This is a genomic window from Symploca atlantica LB2515 (assembly GCF_052546295.1).
Map to the genome: position 1 here is coordinate 1117238 of NZ_JBQWMT010000001.1, position 21342 is coordinate 1138579.

Annotated in this window: 11 protein-coding genes and 1 pseudogene; 11 read left to right on the top strand and 1 reads right to left on the bottom strand. The window is 43.2% G+C overall.

All coding sequences use genetic code 11. The features are described 5' to 3' along the window. Nucleotides 1-71: 71 nt before the first annotated feature. Nucleotides 72-1299: pseudogene (locus ACT7WV_RS04765) on the bottom strand (RNA-guided endonuclease InsQ/TnpB family protein). Between the two features lie 395 nt (nt 1300-1694). Here ACT7WV_RS04765 and ACT7WV_RS04770 point away from each other — a divergent pair. From ACT7WV_RS04770 to ACT7WV_RS04820, 11 genes are all read left to right on the top strand, one after another. After that, on the top strand, nt 1695-4667 hold the full coding sequence (locus ACT7WV_RS04770; RefSeq protein ID WP_445101800.1) for a PAS domain S-box protein: 2973 nt from the start codon (nt 1695-1697) through the stop codon (nt 4665-4667). Nucleotides 4668-4671: 4 nt separating this feature from the next. Beyond that, the gene (locus ACT7WV_RS04775) at nt 4672-5376 is read left to right on the top strand and encodes a response regulator transcription factor (protein ID WP_445101801.1); all 705 of its coding nucleotides are present in this window, start codon (nt 4672-4674) and stop codon (nt 5374-5376) included. Then, nucleotides 5373-6476, top strand: a complete 1104-nt coding sequence (locus ACT7WV_RS04780; protein ID WP_445101802.1) for a hybrid sensor histidine kinase/response regulator — start codon at nt 5373-5375, stop codon at nt 6474-6476. Before ACT7WV_RS04775 ends, ACT7WV_RS04780 begins: the two co-directional genes overlap by 4 nt. A 202-nt stretch (nt 6477-6678) precedes the next feature. Further along, on the top strand, nt 6679-8034 hold the full coding sequence (locus tag ACT7WV_RS04785) for an ATP-binding protein (RefSeq protein ID WP_445101803.1): 1356 nt from the start codon (nt 6679-6681) through the stop codon (nt 8032-8034). 243 nt (nt 8035-8277) lie between these two features. Beyond that, nucleotides 8278-9633, top strand: a complete 1356-nt coding sequence (locus ACT7WV_RS04790) for a P-loop NTPase fold protein (protein ID WP_445101804.1) — start codon at nt 8278-8280, stop codon at nt 9631-9633. Continuing rightward, a complete protein-coding gene (locus ACT7WV_RS04795; RefSeq protein WP_445101805.1) occupies nt 9630-10127 on the top strand; it encodes a hypothetical protein in 498 nt (165 codons plus the stop codon). Before ACT7WV_RS04790 ends, ACT7WV_RS04795 begins: the two co-directional genes overlap by 4 nt. Before the next feature lie 502 nt (nt 10128-10629). After that, the gene (locus ACT7WV_RS04800) at nt 10630-10869 is read left to right on the top strand and encodes a hypothetical protein (RefSeq protein WP_445101806.1); all 240 of its coding nucleotides are present in this window, start codon (nt 10630-10632) and stop codon (nt 10867-10869) included. A gap of 158 nt (nt 10870-11027) precedes the next feature. After that, the gene (locus ACT7WV_RS04805) at nt 11028-15845 is read left to right on the top strand and encodes a WD40 domain-containing protein (RefSeq protein ID WP_445101807.1); all 4818 of its coding nucleotides are present in this window, start codon (nt 11028-11030) and stop codon (nt 15843-15845) included. Nucleotides 15846-15993: 148 nt separating this feature from the next. Further along, nucleotides 15994-17292 (top strand): P-loop NTPase fold protein, encoded by a 1299-nt coding sequence (locus ACT7WV_RS04810; RefSeq protein ID WP_445101808.1) that lies wholly within the window; start codon nt 15994-15996, stop codon nt 17290-17292. Further along, nucleotides 17289-19826, top strand: coding sequence for an nSTAND1 domain-containing NTPase (locus ACT7WV_RS04815; protein ID WP_445101809.1), 2538 nt, complete (start codon nt 17289-17291; stop codon nt 19824-19826). Before ACT7WV_RS04810 ends, ACT7WV_RS04815 begins: the two co-directional genes overlap by 4 nt. A gap of 138 nt (nt 19827-19964) precedes the next feature. Then, complete coding sequence (locus ACT7WV_RS04820) at nt 19965-21296, top strand: WD40 repeat domain-containing protein (RefSeq protein ID WP_445101810.1); 1332 nt, start codon at nt 19965-19967, stop codon at nt 21294-21296. Nucleotides 21297-21342 lie beyond the last annotated feature (46 nt).

Here is a 21342-nt window from a genome sequence, read left to right on the forward strand (position 1 = left end):
AAAAACTTCGATTGATAGGCAGATAGAGAGTTGACATCTTCCTCGACCTTTAGGTACGAGGATTCCAAAGATCACTCTTTGGGCTTCCTCTTTCCACGACTCGGCTTACATTGAGGAGTTTCCCCACCAATGCAGAGGTCGATGTCTCCAGAGGCGTTTAACCCTTCGACAAAGCTCAGGGCTGGCGTTCCCGTGTCGCCCCACGGTACGTAGTGCTAGTTCCAAAATGTTCCGGGAGGCATTCCAGTCTCGGTCTAAAACAAACCCACAATGGTGACAGCGATGTGTTCTTTGACTCAAAGACTTTTTGACGACTTCCCCACACTTGGAACAGTTCTGGCTGGTGTAGTGGGGCGCAACGGCAACCGTCACCACTCCAAACACCTTGCCGAAGTATTCCAACCAATTGCGGAAAGCGAACCATGCAGCATCAGAAATCGACTTGGACAGCTTCCGGTTCTTAACCATATTTCGTACCATCAAGTCTTCATAAGCAACCAAGTCGTTAGACTGAACTACGCATCTTGCCAACTTCACGGCAAAATCTTGACGCTGCCTACTTACCTTGAGGTGTTTTCTGCTCAAACGGTTTCGAGCTTTGGCTCTATTTTTCGAGCCTTTTTGGGTGCGAGAAAGCTTCTTACTCAATCGCTTAAGAGCTTTCTCGGACTTCCTCAGATGTCTGGGATTCTCAACAGTCTGTCCATCGGAATCGGTATAAAAGTGAGTCAAGCCAACATCTAACCCAATGGTCTTACCAGTCGGTTCTCGTTTCTCAACCCGCTCAACATCAAGACAAAACTGAACGTAGTACCCATCAGCACGACGAACAACTCGAACCCGCTTGATTTGACTCAACTGATAGAAATGCAAGTCACGGGTTCCCCACAGCTTGAAGCTTCCAGCTTTGAAGCCATCGGTGAAGGTGATGGTTCTTCTATCTTCCGACAGCTTCCATCCCGTTGTTTTGTACTCAACAGAACCGTGAGTTTGGTGCTTTTTGAAGCGTGGAAAACCTTTCTTTTTTACCTTCTTTTTGCAGTTGTCGTAGAACCGAGCAATAGAAGACCAAGCTCGTTCAGCAGAAGCCTGACGAGCCATAGAGTTAAGCTTGTTCGCCCAAGGAAATTCCTTGGCAAGAACTTTGCAATATGCACTCAACTCGTATTTCCCAATTCCCTTGTTGTCCATCCAGTATCTGAGGCAACTGTTGCCAACAAACCTAGCAGTACGAATGGCTTCATCAAGCCGCTCATACTGCCCATTTGTTCCCTGAAGTTTTGCTTCAAATACCCACATGATTACGCTGACTTACTTAGCGTAAGTATAGCGCAGTTAAAGAAAGCCGCGCTAAAAGCACGGGGCTTTAGACCCATTATTTTGGTAAGCCGGAAAACTTTTGTTGTGATTCTGCATCTGGCATAGCAGACCTTTTCTTGTTTTCCCTTTATTCCTAAGTTTCCTTGCGTTCGGGAGTTGTGCTGATTACTCCAGAGCCCAATTTCTGCTCCGTGGTTGCGGTAAATACGGGTGTGATTAAGCGAGTTAAAGATTTAAGCACGTAAACCTACGGATGACAAACTAGGTTTTTTTGACGTTTTATCAAGTAAGAACTACTAGACAATCCTTCCAACCGTTAAACCCAAGATGAATGCCTGCTTCCTTGCAGTAGCGACTACAAATTAAACCGGGCTATGGGATTTAAAGACTCACTTCTCTCTACGGTAATTTTAGAGACTACCGTTGACTCTCACCACTTAAGCATTGCACCTGAGACTTTCCTGATAGATGCTATCGATCTTATCAGTCAAGGAAGAAGTAGCTGCACGTTGCAGAGATTACAGGAGCCTAAACCGTCGGTATCTCTCTACGAGCAGTCGGCTGTAAAGACACGCCTTAACTTGTCTCGAAGGCATCAGACGGCAGGTGGCTACGTCTTGGTAATGAATCAGACAAAGCTAGCTGGTTTGTTAACGGAGCGGGATTTGGTCAAGTTCGTTGCTAAAGGAATGAAATTAGAAGGAGTTACAGTTGCTGATGTCATGGCGCAGCATTTTATCAGACTCTTTGAGGCTGATTTTCAGGACATTTTCACTGTCCTCAACCTATTTCATCAGCACCGTATTCGGTATTTGCCGCTAGTCAAAGATACTGGTCAATTGTTAGGAATTATTACGCCGGACAGTATCGAGCAAGTAGTGCAACCAACTGACATACTCAGACTACGTAGAGTTGTCCAGGTAATGACTACCAAGGTTATCCACACTCCTCTAACTACATCCGTGCAAGATCTAGCCAAATTGATGGTCAAGCATCGAATTAGTTGTGTTGTGATTGCGCAAGAACAGGAAGTTGTGGAAGGTGCTGTTCACCGCAAATTCCTTATGCCTCTTGGCATTGTTACTGAGCGGGATATTGTGCAAATAGAAGCTAGAGGCAGGGAGTTAGATAAGCTCTCTGCCCAAAATGTGATTAGCTCACCTCTGGCCTGTGTGAGCCCAGAAGATTCTTTGTGGGTAGCTTATCAAAGAATGCGGCAGTTAGGGCAGCGCCAATTATTGGTGTCTGGAGTTCAGGGGGAATTAGTTGGAATTCTCACCCAAACTAGTTTGTTGAGATCACTTAACCCCCTAGACATACCTAGCGCCATCCAGGATTTTCTGGAGAATGTGGCACAGCAAGTAGGAAGCACCGCTCAGCCATTTACACTTTTTGATGGAGTACAGGCAAAACTAACTGAGCGTCAACAGACGGAGCTAGAACTAGAAAAAGTTAATCAAGCTCTCGGTCGTAGTATAGCTACCAATCGGGCTCTTTTGAGCGCGTTGCCAGATTTAATTCTTCGCATCAGTCGAGATGGCACCCTAGTGAACTATAAAGCAGGAAAAGACTGCCAAATGGCATTGCCGATTTACCAATATTTGGGTAAAAGTCTGCATAAAGTCTTTCCTGTTGAGGTAGCAGCTCTGGCAATGAGCTGTGTAGAGCGAGCATTAAGAACGGGTGATATCCAAAGCATAGAGTATCAAATGACGTTGAGCGATAGGCTCCATGATTATGAGGCTAGGTTTGCTGTCAGTGACACAGACGAGGTTATGGCAATTATGCGGGATATTACTGAGCGCAAGCAAGCCGAAGCCGCGCTGCGAGCTTCTGAAGAAAGATTCCGCGCCACTTTTGAGCAGGCAGCTGTTGGCATTGTTCACACGGGGCTAGATGGTCGGTTTTTGCGAGTTAATCGCAAGTTCTGCGACATCGTTGGTTACACTCATGCTCAATTATGTAGGAAAACCTTTATCGACATTACCCATCCTGAGGACATTGATGCTGATCAGCGGTATGTAGAACAGTTATTGGCAGGGGAAATTGAGACTTTCTCAATGGAGAAGCGCTATTACAGCAAAAATTCCTCTCTGATTTGGGTTAATCTTACCGGATCGCTAGTACGCAAGCCTTCTGGTGAGGTGGATTACTTTGTTGGCGTGGTTGAAGACATTAGCGATCGCAAATCTGCCGAGAGGGCGCTACAAGAGAGTGAGCAAAGATATCGCTCTGTGGTTGAAAGTGTCAAGGAAGTGATTTTCCAGACAGACACCAAGGGATTGTGGACATTTCTCAATCCTGCCTGGACGGAAATTACTGGTTTTACTATCTCAGAAAGCATGGGTAAAAAGTTTTTTGACTACATCCATGTTGAAGATCGACAAGAATGTTTAGAGCTATTTCAACAATTCATTGAAGGTCAAAAAAGAGACTGGCGACGGGAGATTCGCTTTCTTACCAAAGAGGGTAATTTTCACTGGATTGATGCTTTAGTTCGGATAGTATTCAATACCGATGGCACAATTTTTGGGATGTCTGGCACCCTTTACGACATTACTGAACGCAAACAAGTAGAAGAGAAACTACGCAAAGCTCTAGAACAAGAAAAGGAACTAAACGAACTAAAATCTCGTTTTGTCTCGATGACTTCCCATGAATTTCGCACACCTTTGACTTCTATTCTTGGATCTACTGAATTACTGAGATATTACAGCCACACTTGGAGTGAGGATAAAAAAATTGTTCACTTCAACCGCATACAAACAAACGTTCAGCATATGACCCAAATGTTAAATGACATACTGCTCTTGGGTAAGGCAGAAGCTGGAAAATTAAGCCTGCAATCAACACCATTAGATATAGTTCAGTTTTGTAGCTCTTTGGTAGAAGAGTTCCAACTCGGTACTGGTAGTGGACACGAGATCATCTTTTCTCACCAAGGCAAGTGCCTCAATAGTAATTCTCTAGTAGCAATAACCGAAAATTTTCCAGTATTTGCTTACCTAGATGAAAAGCTGCTAAGACACATTTTCGGTAATTTACTTTCTAATGCCATTAAATATTCTTCTTTGGGCAGCACCATTAACTTTGAAATAACCGCTCACGAGGGAGAAGCTATTGTCCGAATTCAAGACGAAGGTATTGGTATACCTAGTGAAGAGCAACAGCATTTGTTTGAGTCATTTTATCGAGCAAAAAATGTTGGCAAACTACCAGGTACTGGGTTAGGACTAGCGATTGTCAAAAAGTCAGTTGATTTACATGGTGGCAGAATCAGCGTCAGTAGCCAAGTTGGTGTTGGTACAACGTTTACAGTTTATCTTCCCCTAAATAAAGAGAGCTAAAAAAATGACTAAAATTTTAGTAATTGAAGATGAGCTAACAGTACGTGAGGGTATTATCGACACACTCACTGCTGAAAATTTCCAGGTAATTGGTGCAGAAAATGGTCATCTCGGCGTGCAATTAGCGCAACAAGAGATTCCTGCTTTGATTATTTGCGACATTATGATGCCATTACTAAACGGCTATCAGGTACTAACTACTTTACGGAGTGAACCTACCACTGCCATCATTCCTTTAATTTTTCTCACAGCTAAAGTCAGTCAAGCAGATAGACGTCAAGGAATGGAATTGGGTGCAGATGATTTTTTGACCAAACCATTTACAATAGACGCATTACTGAAGGCAGTCACAGTCCGTTTAGATAAACAATCAGCCCTACTCAAAAACTGTACTGCTGAGCAGCAGAAATATAAAGAATTAGAGAAAAGAGTGCAGGAACTTCAGCAATTTAATGAAACTATAGAGGAAATTATCCAAAGATTTTCTGAAGACTTGGGTCAAAGCATTTCCAAAATTAATTTAGCAACAAACATGTTGAAGTATATACCCAACAAAGTTCAATGTAAGCGTTATTTAGAAATCCTGCAAGAAGAATGCGAAAGAGAAATGAAGATACTCAACGATTTATCAGAGTTGCGCAAAGTGATAACTCCAGAAAATTTTAATCGACTACAACAATATAATTTACTTAGAGGAAAAAAATTATGAAAAAAATCCTCTTGATAGAAGATGAAGAAGATATTCGAGAAAATATTAGCGAAATCCTTAAGGCAGAAAATTTTCAAGTAATTGATACAGATAATGGTCATACCGGAGTGCAATTAGCCCAAAAAGAGTTTCCGGACTTGATTATTTGTGACGTTATGATGCCAGAACTGGATGGCTTCGGCGTACTTAGCCAACTACGCCAGAATCCATTTACTGATGCAATTCCTTTCATGTTTCTCACAGCTAAAGCCGCAAAAGAAGATTTGCGTCAAGGGATGGAATTAGGTGCTGATGATTATTTAACTAAGCCTTTTACCAGAAACGAACTACTAGGAGCAATTACTGCTCGCTTAGAAAAAAAAGTAGCTCTTGAGAGGCAATCTCGTAACAAATTAGATGAGTTGCGTGGTAATATAAGTCATTCACTTCCCCACGAGTTGCACACACCTCTAAATGGTATTCTTGGGTTATCAAAATTGATGATCGATGAATATAATTCATTAGAGCAGAGCGAAGCTTTAGAGATGCTAGATAAAATACATGCTTCTGGCGAGCGTCTCTATCGGCTAACTCAAAATTTTTTGCTCTATGCTGATCTTGAGCTAATCTCTACAGATCAAGAGCGAGTCAAAGCACTACGCAGTAATGGCATCAAAACTTGGACAAAAACCTTGATTGCCGAAGTTGCTACTGGTAAAGCGAAACTGCTAAGTAGAGAAGCTGATTTAGAATTAGAACTGCAAGAAGCAATGCTGATTATTTCTGAACCGAAATTCAAAAAAGCTGTTGAAGAAATAATTGATAATGCATTTAAGTTTTCCAAACCGGGAACACCAGTTTTAGTTAATAGCAGTTGCTACAACAATACTTTTAAGTTATCTGTTACAGATTATGGACGAGGCATGACAGCCAAGCAAATTTCTAATCTAGGGGCTTATCTACAATTTGAGCGCAAGCTTTACGAACAACAAGGCTTTGGTTTGGGTCTAACAATTGCCCAACGTATTATCCAATTACACGGAGGAGAGCTAATTATAGAGAGTGTAACAGAAAAACAAACAATTGCTCAGATTTTCATGCCAGGTAAATCCTTGATTTAAGAGTTTTTACTTTTGATAGTGTTAGGATGCTTTTCCTCGGAGATAGATTATTCCAGCTAGTTTCTTTGCTAACAGAGATTAAAATCTACGCCTTTAGCTCATACTTAAGATGCCTCCAGACGGGCATCTTAAGCTAGTAAAAGAGGCACTTTCTTGGTTATTGGTAGAAAATAGTGGCAAGCTATTTGACAACAGGTAACCAATGAAACTGAATTTAGAACAGTTCTATAAGGCCTGTAATCCCAGTAAGACGCTGGTTGCAGGTAATGCTCAGGATCAAAAATACTATATCGATTTCTCCTCTGTACGAGGCAGCAATATTATTGACCAGTTACGGCGGACCATCACCCGCCTCTCTCCCGATGAACCCACCTGCCAATTATTTACTGGTCATATCGGCTGCGGTAAGTCTACTGAACTACTACTGCTCAAAAATCAGTTAGAGCAACAAGGACTTCATGTAGTCTACTTTGAATCTTCTCAAGACTTGGATATGGCTGATATTGATGTCACCGACATCATGCTAGCAATCGCTCGTCAGGTCAGTGAAAGCTTAGAGCAGTTGAAAATTAGGTTACAACCCACCGGTTTTAGAGCTCTACTGCAAAAAGTTGCCAAGATTTTGCAAACCGAAATCGAGTTAGAGGCAGAAACCTCTTTGCCAGGAGTTGGGGAGATTAGTGCTAACACTCAGGGAGATTTTTCTCTGAGTTTTGGTATTGCCAAAATCTCAGCCAAAACTAAAAATAGCCCAGAACTCCGCTCTCAGATGAGGCAGTACTTAGAACCACGTACAGATACCCTCATCCAAATGATTAATGCTGAATTGCTCGAACCGGCAATTGATCAACTCAAGCAACAGGGTAAGCAAGGACTGGTGGTAATTGTCGATAATCTCGACCGGGTGGATGAATCGATTAGACCTACCGGTCGTACTCAATCAGAATACCTGTTTGTAGACCGAGCAGAGAAGCTCAAACAGCTCAATTGTCATGTTGTCTACACTATTCCCTTGGTACTAATTTTCTCTAATGACTGGGGGAGGCTGAGAAATCGCTTTGGGGTAGAACCCAAATTGTTGCCGATGGTGCGGGTGAAGTCACGAGATGGTAGCGATTGTGAAGCAGGACTGCGTCTACTCAAGCAAATGGTGCTTGCTAGAGCTTTTCCAGACCTTAGTCTAGAACAAAGACTGGCGCTCACTCTAGAAGTGTTTGATTCTCCTGAGACTTTAGACCGCCTGTGCCAAGTTAGTGGCGGACATGCACGGAATTTGCTTAGTTTACTCTATGGCTGTCTTCAAAAAGAAGATCCACCATTTTCTCGTAGCTCTTTAGAAGATGTTGTGAGAAGCCAACGGGATGCACTAGTGCGGGCTGTTACTGATGATGAGTGGGAGTTGCTCTCCAAGGTATCACAGCAGCAGATGGTAAAAGGCGAGGACGAATATAAAACTCTGCTACGCAGTATGTTTGTTTTTGAGTATCAGGATGAACAAGGGGGATGGTTTAGTATTAATCCCATCTTGTCAGAAGCTAAGCAGTTGCAGTCAAAATGATTCTTGTGCTGAGGAATTTTTAGCCTCCTCTAAGAAAATTCCTCAGCAAAAAACTTCTGTAAGTAATAGCTCACAACCCAGCAAGAAAATTGTCAATCGGCAAACCCATGCTTAAAACAGCTCTACCCAAGGGGATACTAAACTAGCAGCAAATTGTTCAAATCCAACATCCAGTAGCCTTTTCCGGAAGATTTATCCAAGCTGACGTATATAACAGGAACAAGATATTTTGCCAAAAAACTAATGGCACTGGATTTGGAGAAATTTTACCAAGCATCTAATCCTAGCAAAACACTAGATCTGGGGAAGGCGGAAGACCAACGCTATTACATTGATTTTTCCTCGGTGCGGGGTAACAAGATTATTCAAGAACTCAAACGCACGATTACCCGCCTTTCTCCTGATGAACCAACTTGTCAGTTGTTTACCGGGCATATTGGTTGTGGCAAATCCACAGAATTATTGCGGCTGAGAGTTGAGTTAGAACAACAGGGATTCCATGTTGTTTATTTTGAGTCTTCCCAAGACTTAGACATGGCAGATGTAGACATTAGCGATATTTTATTAGCAATTGCTCGCCAAGTCTCTAAAAGTTTAGAAGAAGTGCACGTTCGCCTCCAACCCAGAGAATTTAAGGGTTTACTCCAAGGGACTACTAAGCTTTTGCCAGCAGAAATCACTCTCAGTGAGGATGATTTGGCTTCCGTATTAGTTGATACTAGTACCAGTGCACTAAAGCAAGACTTTTCTCTGGCTCAAGAAATTGGCAAAATTACGGCCAAGGCAAAGGATTCTCAAGAAATTCGCTTTTTGCTCAGGCAATACCTGGAACCACGAGTCAACATGATTTTAGAAGCGATTAACCATGAGTTGATCGAACCAGCAATTGAGCAACTCAAGCAGCAAGGCAAACAAGGATTGGCGGTAATTGTTGATAATCTTGACCGAGTGGACAACACGGAGAAGTTACCAGGGCGCACTCAACCAGAATATCTGTTCGTAGACCGGGGAGAGCAGTTAAATAAACTACATTGCCATGTAGTCTACACTATCCCCAGGATTTTGGTTTTCTCTAGTGATTTAGGTCGGTTAACCAATCGTTTTGGTATTGATCCCAAGATGTTGCCGATGGTGCAGGTAAAGCACAGAGACGGTACTAGGTGTGAGGAGGGAGTTGCCTTGCTACGACAGGTAATACTCTCTAAAGCCTTCCCTGAAGTTACTCCCGAAGAAAGACTTGCTCTAGTTACGGAAGTATTTGATAGTATTGGTACTTTAGATCGTCTCTGTTTAGTCAGTGGTGGTCATGTACGTAACTTGCTGGTGCTGCTGTACCGCTGTCTTCAGAGAGAAGATCCACCAATTAAGCGTGAATGCTTAGAGAGTGTAGTTCGTCAGCGCCGTAACGAACTCAACCTAGCCATTGCTAGGGATGAGTGGCATTTACTACGGCAAGTCAACCAAGAGAAAACTGTTAGGGGTGAAGATCGATACCAAGCACTATTGCGTAGTTTGTTTATCTTTGAGTATTGCGATCGCGATGAATGCTGGTTTGAAATCAACCCTATTTTAGAGGAAGCTAGAGAGTTGCAGATATGAGTTGTTTACATCAACCTAAAGAAATCGGTATTAATAACCAGGATTCTTGGAAAACTCTGATGCGAGCAATTACTAGGTCTCAAGGGGACTTTTCACTAATTTTAGCGCGCTGCAACTCTACTCAGCTACGAGAGAGCCTCTTACAGCAATTTCACGACCAATGTCCTGTTAAAGTTCGAGTGCTTGTTCTTGATCGCTCAGTCAAGACCCTCTACACCACCATACTTGAAGAAGTTGGTCACGAACAGCCCACAGCCTTAATGGTATCTAGTTTAGAGTCTGTGAATGCTCTTGATCAGTTACTAATTGCGACGAATCTTGTGCGGGAGGAGTTCCGCAATTTTGCCTGCCCCTTGGTATTGTGGGTGACAGATGAAGTTCTACAGAAGCTAATTAGATTGGTGCCTGATTTCGAGAGTTGGGCAACGAGCGTAGAATTTAGTTTGGCGGTTGCTGAAGCTCAATATAGCGCTGCGCTACAGTCAGTAGCTTAAGTAGTTACGAGAGGAACCCAACTTAAGAGAAGCCTTTTGTTGGGGTTAATTACTAATTCTTAAAGTTTGTCAACAGAAAGTTTCCCTTCAACCGCGAAACTAGATGGCACAATTGATTTTCTCAGGGAAATTGCTGATTTATGGAAAAAGCCACGTAATAGTTACTATCGGACAAATACCGGCCCCAGAGCAATCGGCAGTCGGAATTTGTCCCAACGGTGAACCCAATTGTCTACTACTGTTACTGGGAACCAAATAAGCCATGGGTGCATCAGACAGAGTAAGCAGGCATAGGCTGTAGCACCCCACTATAGGATGCTCAACCATTAACTAGACGCTCAAAGACTGATAAGTGAGAGCGCCTAAATTCATATTTTTAGATCAGGATTCCTGAAGTTATAGCCTTCAGGAAGGCCTAGCTAATGCTTGCTTGCGTTTTGCCTAAGCCAGCGTTTTGTCGTTATTACTAGTTTACTGTTTTAGTTTGGAGAATATAACTCAAATGAATAGGAAAACCGTAAGTACCATTATCACCTTACCTTTGCTGGCGGTTCTTGCTGGTATAGATATCCCTCATCTGAGCAACCACAACCTGGAAAGCTTATCGGCTGATGCCTATGGAGCCAATAGACCAGCTAAGACTAACATATTCAACACTCCCCAAGTAGATAAATCTCTAATCTCAGCGATAGACGAACCGTCGCCGGGATGTCATGCAAGAGGAGATTGCCCAATTAACTAAAAATTATTTACTCACAGAATACTTCATTAAGCTTACTTGCTAAATCTATTTCCTGACAATCCTCATATTTATCAATAATAATAGGAATAAGGAGTTAGAGTCATCACTGATGATAACCAGTTTGACTCCTTAAAGGAAACAGCCTTAACTATGCTTAGGTGAATGATAACCACAACTCTTTAAATACTTTACTCCGGGCAATTAGCTGGTCTGGAGGAAGTTTTTCGTTAATTTTAGCTCGTTGCAACTATAGTAAGTTACGAGAGAAAATAGTAACCCAGTTGCAGGAGCAACCTGATCTTGAGATTCGCCAATTAGTTTTGGATAAATCTTCCAAGACGCTCTCTGCAGCAATTGAAAAAGTACTTAACCAAAAGCAACCCAACGCCTTAATCATCTCTGGCTTAGAGTCGGTAAATGAGCTTGAGCAACTGCTCAGCGCCACTAACCAAATGCGAGAGGAATTCCGCCATTTGACCTTCCCCTTGGTGCTGTGGGTGACAGATGAGGTTTTGCAAAAGCTAATTCGCTTGGCACCTGATTTTGAGGGTTGGTCAACTGCCGTTGATTTTACGCTCACCACCGATGAATTAATTAACTTCATCGAGCAAAGCACTAATCAAGTTTTTAGCAAAGTGTTGGATGCGGGTGCTAGCATCTTTCTAGATAATGTTGCCCTCAGTCTGGATAACAGCTTTCCCAGTCACGCCGAATTAGAGTCTGCTCAAACAGAACTACAACATCGGGGAGTAAGCCTAGAGCCAGAACTCGAAGCCTGTTTAGAATTCGTCCTTGGTCGAGATGTTAGCAGTTCACCAAAACACTCGCGACGACACTATGAGCGCTCTTTAGCCCTATGGCAGCCTAGTTATAACTTAGAACGGCACGGCTGCATCTTTTTCTATTTGGGACTTTGGTGGTTGACCTATCTGTTAGGACACCGCCACGAATATGAGCAAGCTTGCCATCGAGCCAAGAGTTACTTTGAGCGAACTGTCGAAGTATTTGAGCAAGCCAACCGTCCCGACCTGGTGGCTAAATTTATCAACGCCTTGGGGGATTCTCTGCAAAGGCTCAAGCGTTGGGACGAACTAGAGATTGTTGCCCACAAAGCTTTAGAGTTACATCAAATTTACTCTGATCAATTCAGATTAGCACGAGTTCATGGCTTTTTTGCTGAGGTGGCGCTAGGCAAATCTGACTGGAATCAAGCCAAAGAATCGGCATTACGAGCACTGTGGTTGCTAGCAACCGCAGAAGCCAATTCCTGGGAAGACTTTTCAGAGGAGCAAAGAGCCAAGTTAGATTGGGAGAGGTCATTTCATCAGGGTTGGTATTTATTCTCGTTAGCTAAAGCCTACTCTTCACTCTCTCAAGTCCCAGAAGCGCTCAACACCCTGATCTCGGCGAAAGCACAAACCAAATCTCAGTATGATCCGGAGCTTTACATCCAGATTTTGGAAGAGTTGCGAGTGCTCTACTTTCAACAAGGGGATTACCTTAAAGCCTTTGAAACCAAGCAAGAGAGGCGAGTGGTTGAGCATCAATACGGCTTCCGTGCCTTTATCGGTGCTGGCCGCCTACAGCCCAAACAACAGGTGACTAATCCCGTCTTACCTTCCATTCAGCAGCAGGGAACAGTTGCCCCAGAAATTGCGGCTTCTGGTAGGCAGCAAGAAGTTAATCGCCTGGTGGAGCGCTTAGGACGCGATGATTATAAACTAACGGTCATTCACGGACAGTCAGGCGTGGGCAAAAGTTCCTTGGTTCAGGCCGGCTTAATACCCGCTTTAAAACAGAAGCCCCTCGGCAGCCGGGAAGTTTTACCAGTTCTACAACAAGTTTATACTGATTGGCCAAGGAAACTGGGGGAATGTCTCGTACAGGCACTGGCTCAGATGCCAAATTGTACTAGCTACCAGGCCGTAGCTACAGAAGCATTGCACCAACAGGTGTCAAGCCTTAGTTGCTCCTTTGCTAACATGCCTGAGCCTGTGATCCTTGATTCCACGGCAGCACTCCTCCAACAGTTGCAAATCAATGCAGAGAACAATTTGCTAACTGTACTAATTTTTGACCAATTTGAGGAGTTTTTTTTTATTTACAAAGAACCCAGCCAGAGGCGGGTTTTTTATGAATTTCTACGTAGCTGTCTAAATATATCCTACGTCAAAGTAATCCTCTCCCTTCGAGAAGATTATCTCTCTTACTTATTGGAGTGGAATCGCTATACCAATTTGGACGTAGTTAATAACGATATTCTTAATAAAGACATTTTATTTTACTTTGGCAATTTTTCTGAGCAAGCAGCCAAAGCAGTTATTAAAAACTTTACAGGTCAAGCCAATTTCAACTTAGAAACTGCTCTGATTGATAAATTAGTGGAGGATTTAGCGGCAGAATTAGGGGAAGTGCGCCCTATTGAATTACAACTAGTCGGCGCACAACTGCAAGCCGAGAAAATTACCACCCTGGCACAATATCAACGGGCTGGACCCAAGGCAAAACTAGTCCAGCGCTTCTTGGAACAAGTGATTAAAGACTGTGGTTCCGAAAATGAACAAGCTGCTCGCTTTGTCTTGTATTTATTAACCGATGAAAATGGCACTCGTCCTTTTAAGAATCGAGAGGAGTTAGCCAGAGGGTTAGCAGAATTGGAAGAACCGGAAAAATTAGACTTAGTTTTAGAAATTCTAGTACAGTCTGGTTTGGTTTTTCTGTTACCAGAAGTTCAGGCTGAGCGCTACCAACTAGTTCATGATTATCTGGTAGCTTTCATTCGCCAACAGCATAATTTATTAGCCAAGCTAGAGCAGCAAAAACAAGAACTCCAGCACAAACAAGCAGAAATTCAGCAACTGCGTAAGTTCAGATGGTTTTTGGGAGCTGCGGTGGCAGTAGGCATCATTTTTGCCCTCCTGGCCACCTGGGCAGAACGTCAGAGACAAAGGGCAATCACTAACGAAATTAAAGCTCATGCTATCTCCTCAGAAGCACTCTTCGCTGTGAATAAACCCTTTGACGCCCTGTTGGAAAGTTTAAAAGCTGGCAGACAACTCAAACAAGCACCTTGGACTAAAGCTGATAAGATTGCTGCTGAGGTGGTCACTGCACTCCAGCAAACTGTCTACAATACTCAAGAGCGCAACCGTTTGGAAGGTCACAAAAGCGACGTAATTAGGGTGAGTTTCAGCCCAGACGGCAAGCTGGTTGCCTCAGCGAGCAGTGATGGTACTCTCAAGCTCTGGAGGTTAGATGGTCGCTTGCTGGAAACCCTAGAAGGGCATAAAGAGGTGGTCAATAGCGTCAGTTTCAGCGCCGATGGTCAGACTATTGCCTCAGCGAGCGCCGATGGCACCGTAAAACTCTGGAATTTGGATGGTTCTCTGCGGAAAACTTTAAAGGGTCATCAGGCTGCTGTCCTCAGTGTTAGTTTCAGCCCCAACGGTCAAACGGTTGCCTCCACTAGTGCGGACAAAACCCTCAGACTCTGGAACCGAGACGGTAGCTTGAGGGCTAGTTTACCAGCAAAGGCAGCAGCCATCCGAGACCTCAGCTTTAGTCCCGACGGTAACATCTTGGCTTTGGCTAGTTTGGATGGCAAGGTGAACTTATGGAGTTTAGATGGCACTCTCATTAAAACATTGGAGGGACATAGTGATCGTGTCATTGGTGTTAGTTTTAGCCCCGATGGCCAGACGATTGCCTCAGCAAGTTTGGATGATACAGTCAAACTCTGGAACAGAGATGGTCAGTTGCTAAAGACTCTCACAGGTCACGAAGATGATGTCATGGGTGTCAGTTTCAGCCCCGATGGTCAGATGATTGCTTCGGCAAGTAAGGACGGAACTATCAAACTCTGGAGTAGAGATGGAAATTTACTAAGTACTTTGCAGGGCCATGAATATTGGGTCTACAGTGTCAGTTTTAGCCCGGATAGCGAGACACTTGCCTCGGCAAGTGGAGACCGCACTGTTAGACTTTGGAGTCTCCATAATCTGGGACCGAAAACTCTCAAAGGACATCAAGGCGGAGTCAGCCATGTTAGTTTTAGCCCCGATGGTAAGCTAATTGCCTCTGCTAGTGAAGACAAGAGTATTAAGCTATGGCAGTCTGACGGGAAACTTTTGAGTACCTTCCTACATGAGCAGCCTGTCTGGAGTGTGGCTTTTTCACCCAAGGGCGAGACAATTGCTTCTGCTAGTGCTGACCATACCGTGAAACTTTGGCAAAAAGATGGCGCATTACTACTTACTCTCCAAGGACATTCTGATACTGTTTTGAGCGTGAGTTTCAGTCCAGATGGCGAAATTATTGCCTCGACGAGTAGAGATAAAACGATTAAACTTTGGAGTCGCAACGGCAAGTTACTCAACACCTTAGAAGGTCACAGCGAACCAGTAAATCGGGTCAATTTTAGCCCAGATGGTCAGATGATTGCCTCGGCTAGTGATGACAAGACAGTAAAACTCTGGACAAGAGAGGGTAAGTTACTCAGAAGTTTGTCTGGTCATCAAGGTCAGGTCAACTGGGTTGGTTTCAGTCCAGATGGTCAGACTATTGCCTCTGCCAGTAGAGACGGAACTGTGAAACTTTGGAGTCTAGATGGTCAAGAACTCAAAACCTTCGACCATCAGACTGACCAGGTATTTAGTGTCAGTTTTAGTCCTGACGGTAATACCCTGGCTTCTGGAAGTCGGGATGGAATTGTAAGGCTTTGGAACTTAGACGGCACATTACAGATTACCCTTAGAGGGCATCACGGCTCAGTCAATTGGGTGAGTTTTAGCCCCGATGGTAAGCTAATTGCCTCTGCTAGTAATGACAAAACCGTAATTTTGTGGGACTTAGCAAATCTAAAGCGCGATGATTTATTAGCCCAAGGCTGTAATCAGGTGCGCGATTATTTAAAAAATAACCCCAATGTCGAAACAAGCGATCGCACCTTATGTGACAAAATTTATCCTCAAAAATAAGTATTGAGTTGAGATATTAACTTAGTTAACTAACTGGCACCATTGGAATAGCTCCGTTACCAAAATTTCCACGAAAAATTACTTTTTTTACGGAATATCTATAGTAGTAGCAGTAGAAAATAGTGGGGAGCTATTTTCCAGGGAATTAATGAAAATAGACTTAAGAAAATTTTATCAAGCATGTAATCCTGGCCCCCTGATGGCGGGCAATAGTGAAGAGCAAAAATATTACGTAGATTTTTCTACGGTAAGAGGGGCTAATATTATTCAGGAGTTAGGTCGCACTATCAGCCGCCTCTCACCAGAAAAGCCAACCTGCCAACTATTTACCGGACATATTGGCTGTGGCAAATCTACAGAATTGCAACGACTCAAGGCAGATTTAGAAGAGCAAGGATTTCATGTAGTCTATTTCGAGTCCAGCCAAGATTTAGACATGGTAGACGTTGATGTTACCGATATCATGCTGGCAATCGCTCGTCAGGTAAGCGAAAGCCTCGAAGCCATTAAAATCCGGTTGAAACCAAGATACTTTGTTCAATTGTTTCACGAAATTACTGAAATTTTGCAAACACCTATAGAAATATCCGAAGTGGGTTTTTCTGTCGGCATTGCCGAGATTACTGCCAAGACTAAAGATAGCCCGAAGCTGCACTCTCAGTTAAGACAATATCTAGAACCCCGTACCAATGGAATTTTAGACGCGATTAACCGAGAGCTATTTGCACCTGCCATAGAAAAACTCAAGCGCATCGGTAAAGAGGGACTAGTAGTTATTATCGATAATCTTGACCGATTGGATAATTCTCTGAAGCCTACAGGACGCATTCAGCCAGAACATTTGTTTGTAGACCGAGGTGAACAGTTAAAGCGGCTCAATTGCCACGTTGTCTATACAATTCCCCTAGTATTGATTTTTTCTAATGCTTTGGGAAGGTTAACAAATCGATTTGGGACAGACCCCAAGGTGTTGCCAATGGTGCCAGTGCAGCTACGGCAGGGCGGTAACTGCCAAGAAGGGATGGATCTTTTGCAACAGATGGTTATGGCAAGAGCCTTTTCCGATGCTAATTTAATTGAGCGCGTTGATTTAATTACAGAAGTTTTTGATCGTCCTGAGACCTTAAAGCGATTGTGCCAAGTTAGTGGTGGTCATGTGCGCAACTTACTAGGACTGCTGTCGCGTTGTCTGCAAAGAGAAGATCCCCCCCTATCACGTAATTGCCTAGAAGGTGTGATTAGACAACGCCGTAATGAGCTAGCCTTAGCACTCACTGAGAATGAGTGGGATTTATTACGTCAAGTAACCTACCAGAAAAGCTTGAGAGGAGAGGAAAGATACCAGATACTAGTACATGACCTGTTCGTATTTGAATACCGAGACCAGCAAGGTTCTTGGTTTGATATCAATCCGATTTTAGCAGAAGCTCAAGAATTTCAGCTATGACCAATCTGCACCAACCAGAAGATGTGGCTGCCTATAACGAGAATTCGCTACAGACTTTGGTGCGGGCAATTAAACTTTCTCAGGGTAAATTTTGTCTGATTTTAGCACGTTGTAACTACGCAGCTTTGCGCGACCGCACGTTGCAAAGGCTGCGGAAAGTATGTATTGTTGAGATTCGAGAGTTAGTTTTACCTGAGTCTGTCAAGACGCTCTACACCACCATCCAGGCAGAATTGGCAGATGAACAACCACAAGCTTTGATGGTATTGGGTCTAGAGTCAGTAAGCGACCTCGACACTGTATTAACTTCTACTAACCGCGTTAGGGAAGAATTTGAGAAAAATCTGCGATTTCCACTAGTTTTGTGGATCAACGACCATATTTTACAGAAGTTGCTCCGCTTAGCACCAGATTTTGAAAATTGGGCCACCAGTGTTGAGTTTGCGATCGCTACAGAAGAGCTGACCTATGAGTTGATTTATTCCCTACGCCAAAAAGCCGAGCGCATATTTTCTCAATTCTTAAATTGTGATGCTGGCAAGTTTATGCAAGAGCTAAAGCTGACCATCTCGCTAGAAGATAGCACAGCAATTGAGTCAGCACTGCAGAACTTGCAAAGTCGTGGCGTAAAATTGGAGCCAGAACTCGAAGCATATGTGCAGTTCGTTCAAGGTCGCATAGCCTATGCCAGTGAGCGGATTGAGGTAGCTTTAGTTCACTATCAGCAAAGTCTAGCTTCTTGGCAGCAAAGCAACAATTTAGAGTGGGAGTGCTTTGTAATATTTCATATTAGCTTATGCCACGATAGCAAAGCTGATCGAATTCACTCATTTATTGACATCGTTGAGAGTTTACAAAATCCGGAACTAGCCAACAAGTTTATCAGCAAATTAGGTGGGATTCTGCAATACCAGGGAGACTGGAAAAATTTGCAAGTTTTAGCCCAAAGGTCTTTGAAGCTACATCCAACCTCTGACAGTCCGAGATCGATAGCGCAGGATTATGGTTGGTTAGTAGAGGTTGCCCTATCGGAGTCAAACTGGGAAAGGGCTAATAAACTAGCTCAGCGAGCGCTGCAAACTATTACTCAGACTACTGAGAATCAGCCGCAGGATCAGAACTTATGTTCTTTTCTTTTGTTTCTTTTGGCTCAATCTCAGCGACAGCTTGGTCAGTTTACGGAAGCTATCTACAGTCTAGAGAAAGCTCGACAGGAAAGTGACCATCACCATAATCCACGGCTTTATATTCGGATTTTAGAAGAGTTGCGCTCTCTACACTTTGAGCAAGGTGAATATCTGAAAGTATTTCAGATTAAGCAAGATAAATCCTCGATTGAGCAGCGGTATGGTTTTCGTGCCTTTATCGGTGCCAGTCGCTTACAGCCACAAAGACAGACTATTAAAACCTTCACACAAGTTGAGACTCAGGATATAGTTGCCAAGGAAATTGCTGTTTCAGGGCGGCAGCAAGATGTCGAGCGTTTGATTCGAGAGAGGATTAGCCGTGATGATCACAAATTAACAGTGATTTATGGTCCATCCGGAGTGGGCAAAAGTTCAATTTTGGAGGCGGGGTTAGTACCAATACTACAACAAAAAAACATTGGTGCTCGTGACGCTTTACCCGTGATACTGCGAGTTTACACTAATTGGGTAGAAAATTTGGGCAAAAGTTTAGCAGATGCTCTGGATAAAATTGGACGCGTAAACTTATCTACTGCTTTAAACTCATTAGAATTAATTACTGAGCAATTGCAAATAAATGCTAATAGTAACTTGTTGACTATTCTAATTTTTGACCAGTTCGAGGAATTTTTTTTCAATTGCCCAAAGCCAGAACAAAGGAAAAAGTTTTGGGATTTTTTGCATATTTGCCTGGATAGTTCTGAGCTGCCCTATGTAAAAGTAATTATCTCGCTGCGAGAGGATTATTTACATTACCTCCTAGAATGCGATCGCCTAAACATTTTAGAAATAACTAACAATGATTTTCTCAATAAAGAATTTCGCTACTCTTTCGGTAATTTGCCTCCAGAAGATGCTGAACAACTCATTCAAAGCTTAACTGAACGCTCTTTTTATTTAGAACCAGCACTAATTAAGGAATTAGTCAGAGATTTGGCTGTTGATTTGGGGGAAGTTCGTCCTATTGAATTGCAGGTTGTAGGTTCACAACTACAAACAGACAATATCAAAACTCTGGAGCAATATCGGCAAGGTGGTTCTGTAGAAAAACTAGCAGAGCGCTTTTTAGAAGGAGTCGTTAGAGACTGTGGCCCGGAAAACGAACAGTCGGCTCTGTTAATTTTGTATTTGCTTACCGATGAAAACAACAATCGTCCCCTCAAAACTAGTGCTGAGTTAGCCAGAGAATCAGGTATAGAGTCTGCGAAATTGAATCTCATCTTAGAGATTTTAGAAAAATCAGGTTTAGTATTTCTCTTGCCAGAATTTCCTGTAAACCGCTATCAATTAATTCATGATTATTTGGTAGATTTCATCCGCCAGAAACAACAAATTTATCTCGAATAAGAATTAGAGGAACTACGTCAGAAAAATCAGCAAAGTCAAGATACAATTGACCAACTACTTCGAGAAAAAGAACTACAAGTAAGACTCACTCAAGCAACTGCTAAACAAAAGAGTATTGAGGACAAGCTTAATCGAGTTTTGATCCAAGGAACAGCCCTATCAGTAATTGCCTTGATCTTCGGGGCACTGGGATGGTCAGCCATAAGCAGTGTAAATAATGCCCGTCTTACTGAACTTGCCGCCTCTTCAGAAGTACTTTTTGCCTCAGATAAAAAGTTTGAGGCGCTACTCAAAAGCTTAAGTGCAGGTAGACAACTGAAACCGCGAATCTTAGCTAGCTGGCTCAAAGAGGCAACTAAAACTCAGGTTGTGGCTGCATTACGGCAGGCGGTTTATGGAGTCAGAGAATACAACCGTTGGGAAGGACATGATAATTGGGTCAGTAGCGTCAGTTTTAGCCCCGTTCCCCTGACACGAAGCGATAGCGACGAAGGAGTGTCAGCGTTCTCCAGAGGAGTTAACCAGATAATTGCCTCAGCTAGTATCGACAATACCATGAGACTCTGGAGTTACCAGGGCAAGTTACTCCGAACTTTCTCTGGTCACGATGGTCAAATCAACAGCATCAGTTTTAGCCCCGATGGTCAAATGCTTGCCTCGGCTAGCAGTGACGGAACCATCAAACTCTGGAATCTCCAAGGCACAAAACTGTTAACCCTGAGTGGACATAATGGTCAGGTGAACAGCGTAAGTTTTAGTCCTGATGGTCAAGTGATTGCCTCGGCTAGCAGTGACAAAACTGTCAAACTCTGGAATCTCCAGGGTCAAGAACTGCTTACCCTGACGGGACATAATGGTCAGGTGAACAGCGTAATTTTTAGCCCTGATGGTCAAATGATTGCTTCGGCTAGCGATGATAGAACCATTAAACTCTGGAATCTTCAAGGCAAAGAACTTTTAACTCTGACTGGTCATCGTGGCCAAGTGAACAGCGTAATTTTTAGCCCTGATGGTCAAATGATTGCTTCAGCTAGCGATGATAGAACCATTAAACTCTGGAATCTCCAAGGAAGAGAACTGTTAACCCTTAATGGACATAGCGATTTGGTCAATAGCGTTAGCTTTAGCCACAACGGCGAGATACTGGCTTCGGCGAGTAATGATAAAACCATTAAACTCTGGAAGCTAGATAGTGGAGAATCTGAAACTCTCCACGGTCACAGCGATACTGGTATTGTCACCAAAGTCAGTTTTAGTCCTGACTTGAAGCTTATCGCCTCTGTTAGTGACCAAGCAACGGCAAAACTTTGGCAAAGTGATGGCAAGTTACTCCCCAATTTTGGCAATCAGCAAAGTGTGGCTAATAGTGTGGTTAATAGTGTGACTTTTAGCCCCGATAGTCAGCTAATTGCTATTAGACATCTCCGAAAACTCCCAATGCCCGTCTGGTACTGGCTTTTCCAGGATTAAACGAGACCTGCCAACCCAGTCAGTTTTAACGTCAAAATCAGGCTTT

Coding starts and splice junctions, on each gene's coding strand:
- ACT7WV_RS04775 (WP_445101801.1), top strand. CDS start 4,672: ATGACTAAAATTTTAGTAATTGAAGATGAGCTAACAGTACGTGAGGGT.
- ACT7WV_RS04800 (WP_445101806.1), top strand. CDS start 10,630: ATGAATAGGAAAACCGTAAGTACCATTATCACCTTACCTTTGCTGGCG.
- ACT7WV_RS04810 (WP_445101808.1), top strand. CDS start 15,994: ATGAAAATAGACTTAAGAAAATTTTATCAAGCATGTAATCCTGGCCCC.
- ACT7WV_RS04790 (WP_445101804.1), top strand. CDS start 8,278: ATGGCACTGGATTTGGAGAAATTTTACCAAGCATCTAATCCTAGCAAA.
- ACT7WV_RS04785 (WP_445101803.1), top strand. CDS start 6,679: ATGAAACTGAATTTAGAACAGTTCTATAAGGCCTGTAATCCCAGTAAG.
- ACT7WV_RS04795 (WP_445101805.1), top strand. CDS start 9,630: ATGAGTTGTTTACATCAACCTAAAGAAATCGGTATTAATAACCAGGAT.
- ACT7WV_RS04770 (WP_445101800.1), top strand. CDS start 1,695: ATGGGATTTAAAGACTCACTTCTCTCTACGGTAATTTTAGAGACTACC.
- ACT7WV_RS04815 (WP_445101809.1), top strand. CDS start 17,289: ATGACCAATCTGCACCAACCAGAAGATGTGGCTGCCTATAACGAGAAT.
- ACT7WV_RS04780 (WP_445101802.1), top strand. CDS start 5,373: ATGAAAAAAATCCTCTTGATAGAAGATGAAGAAGATATTCGAGAAAAT.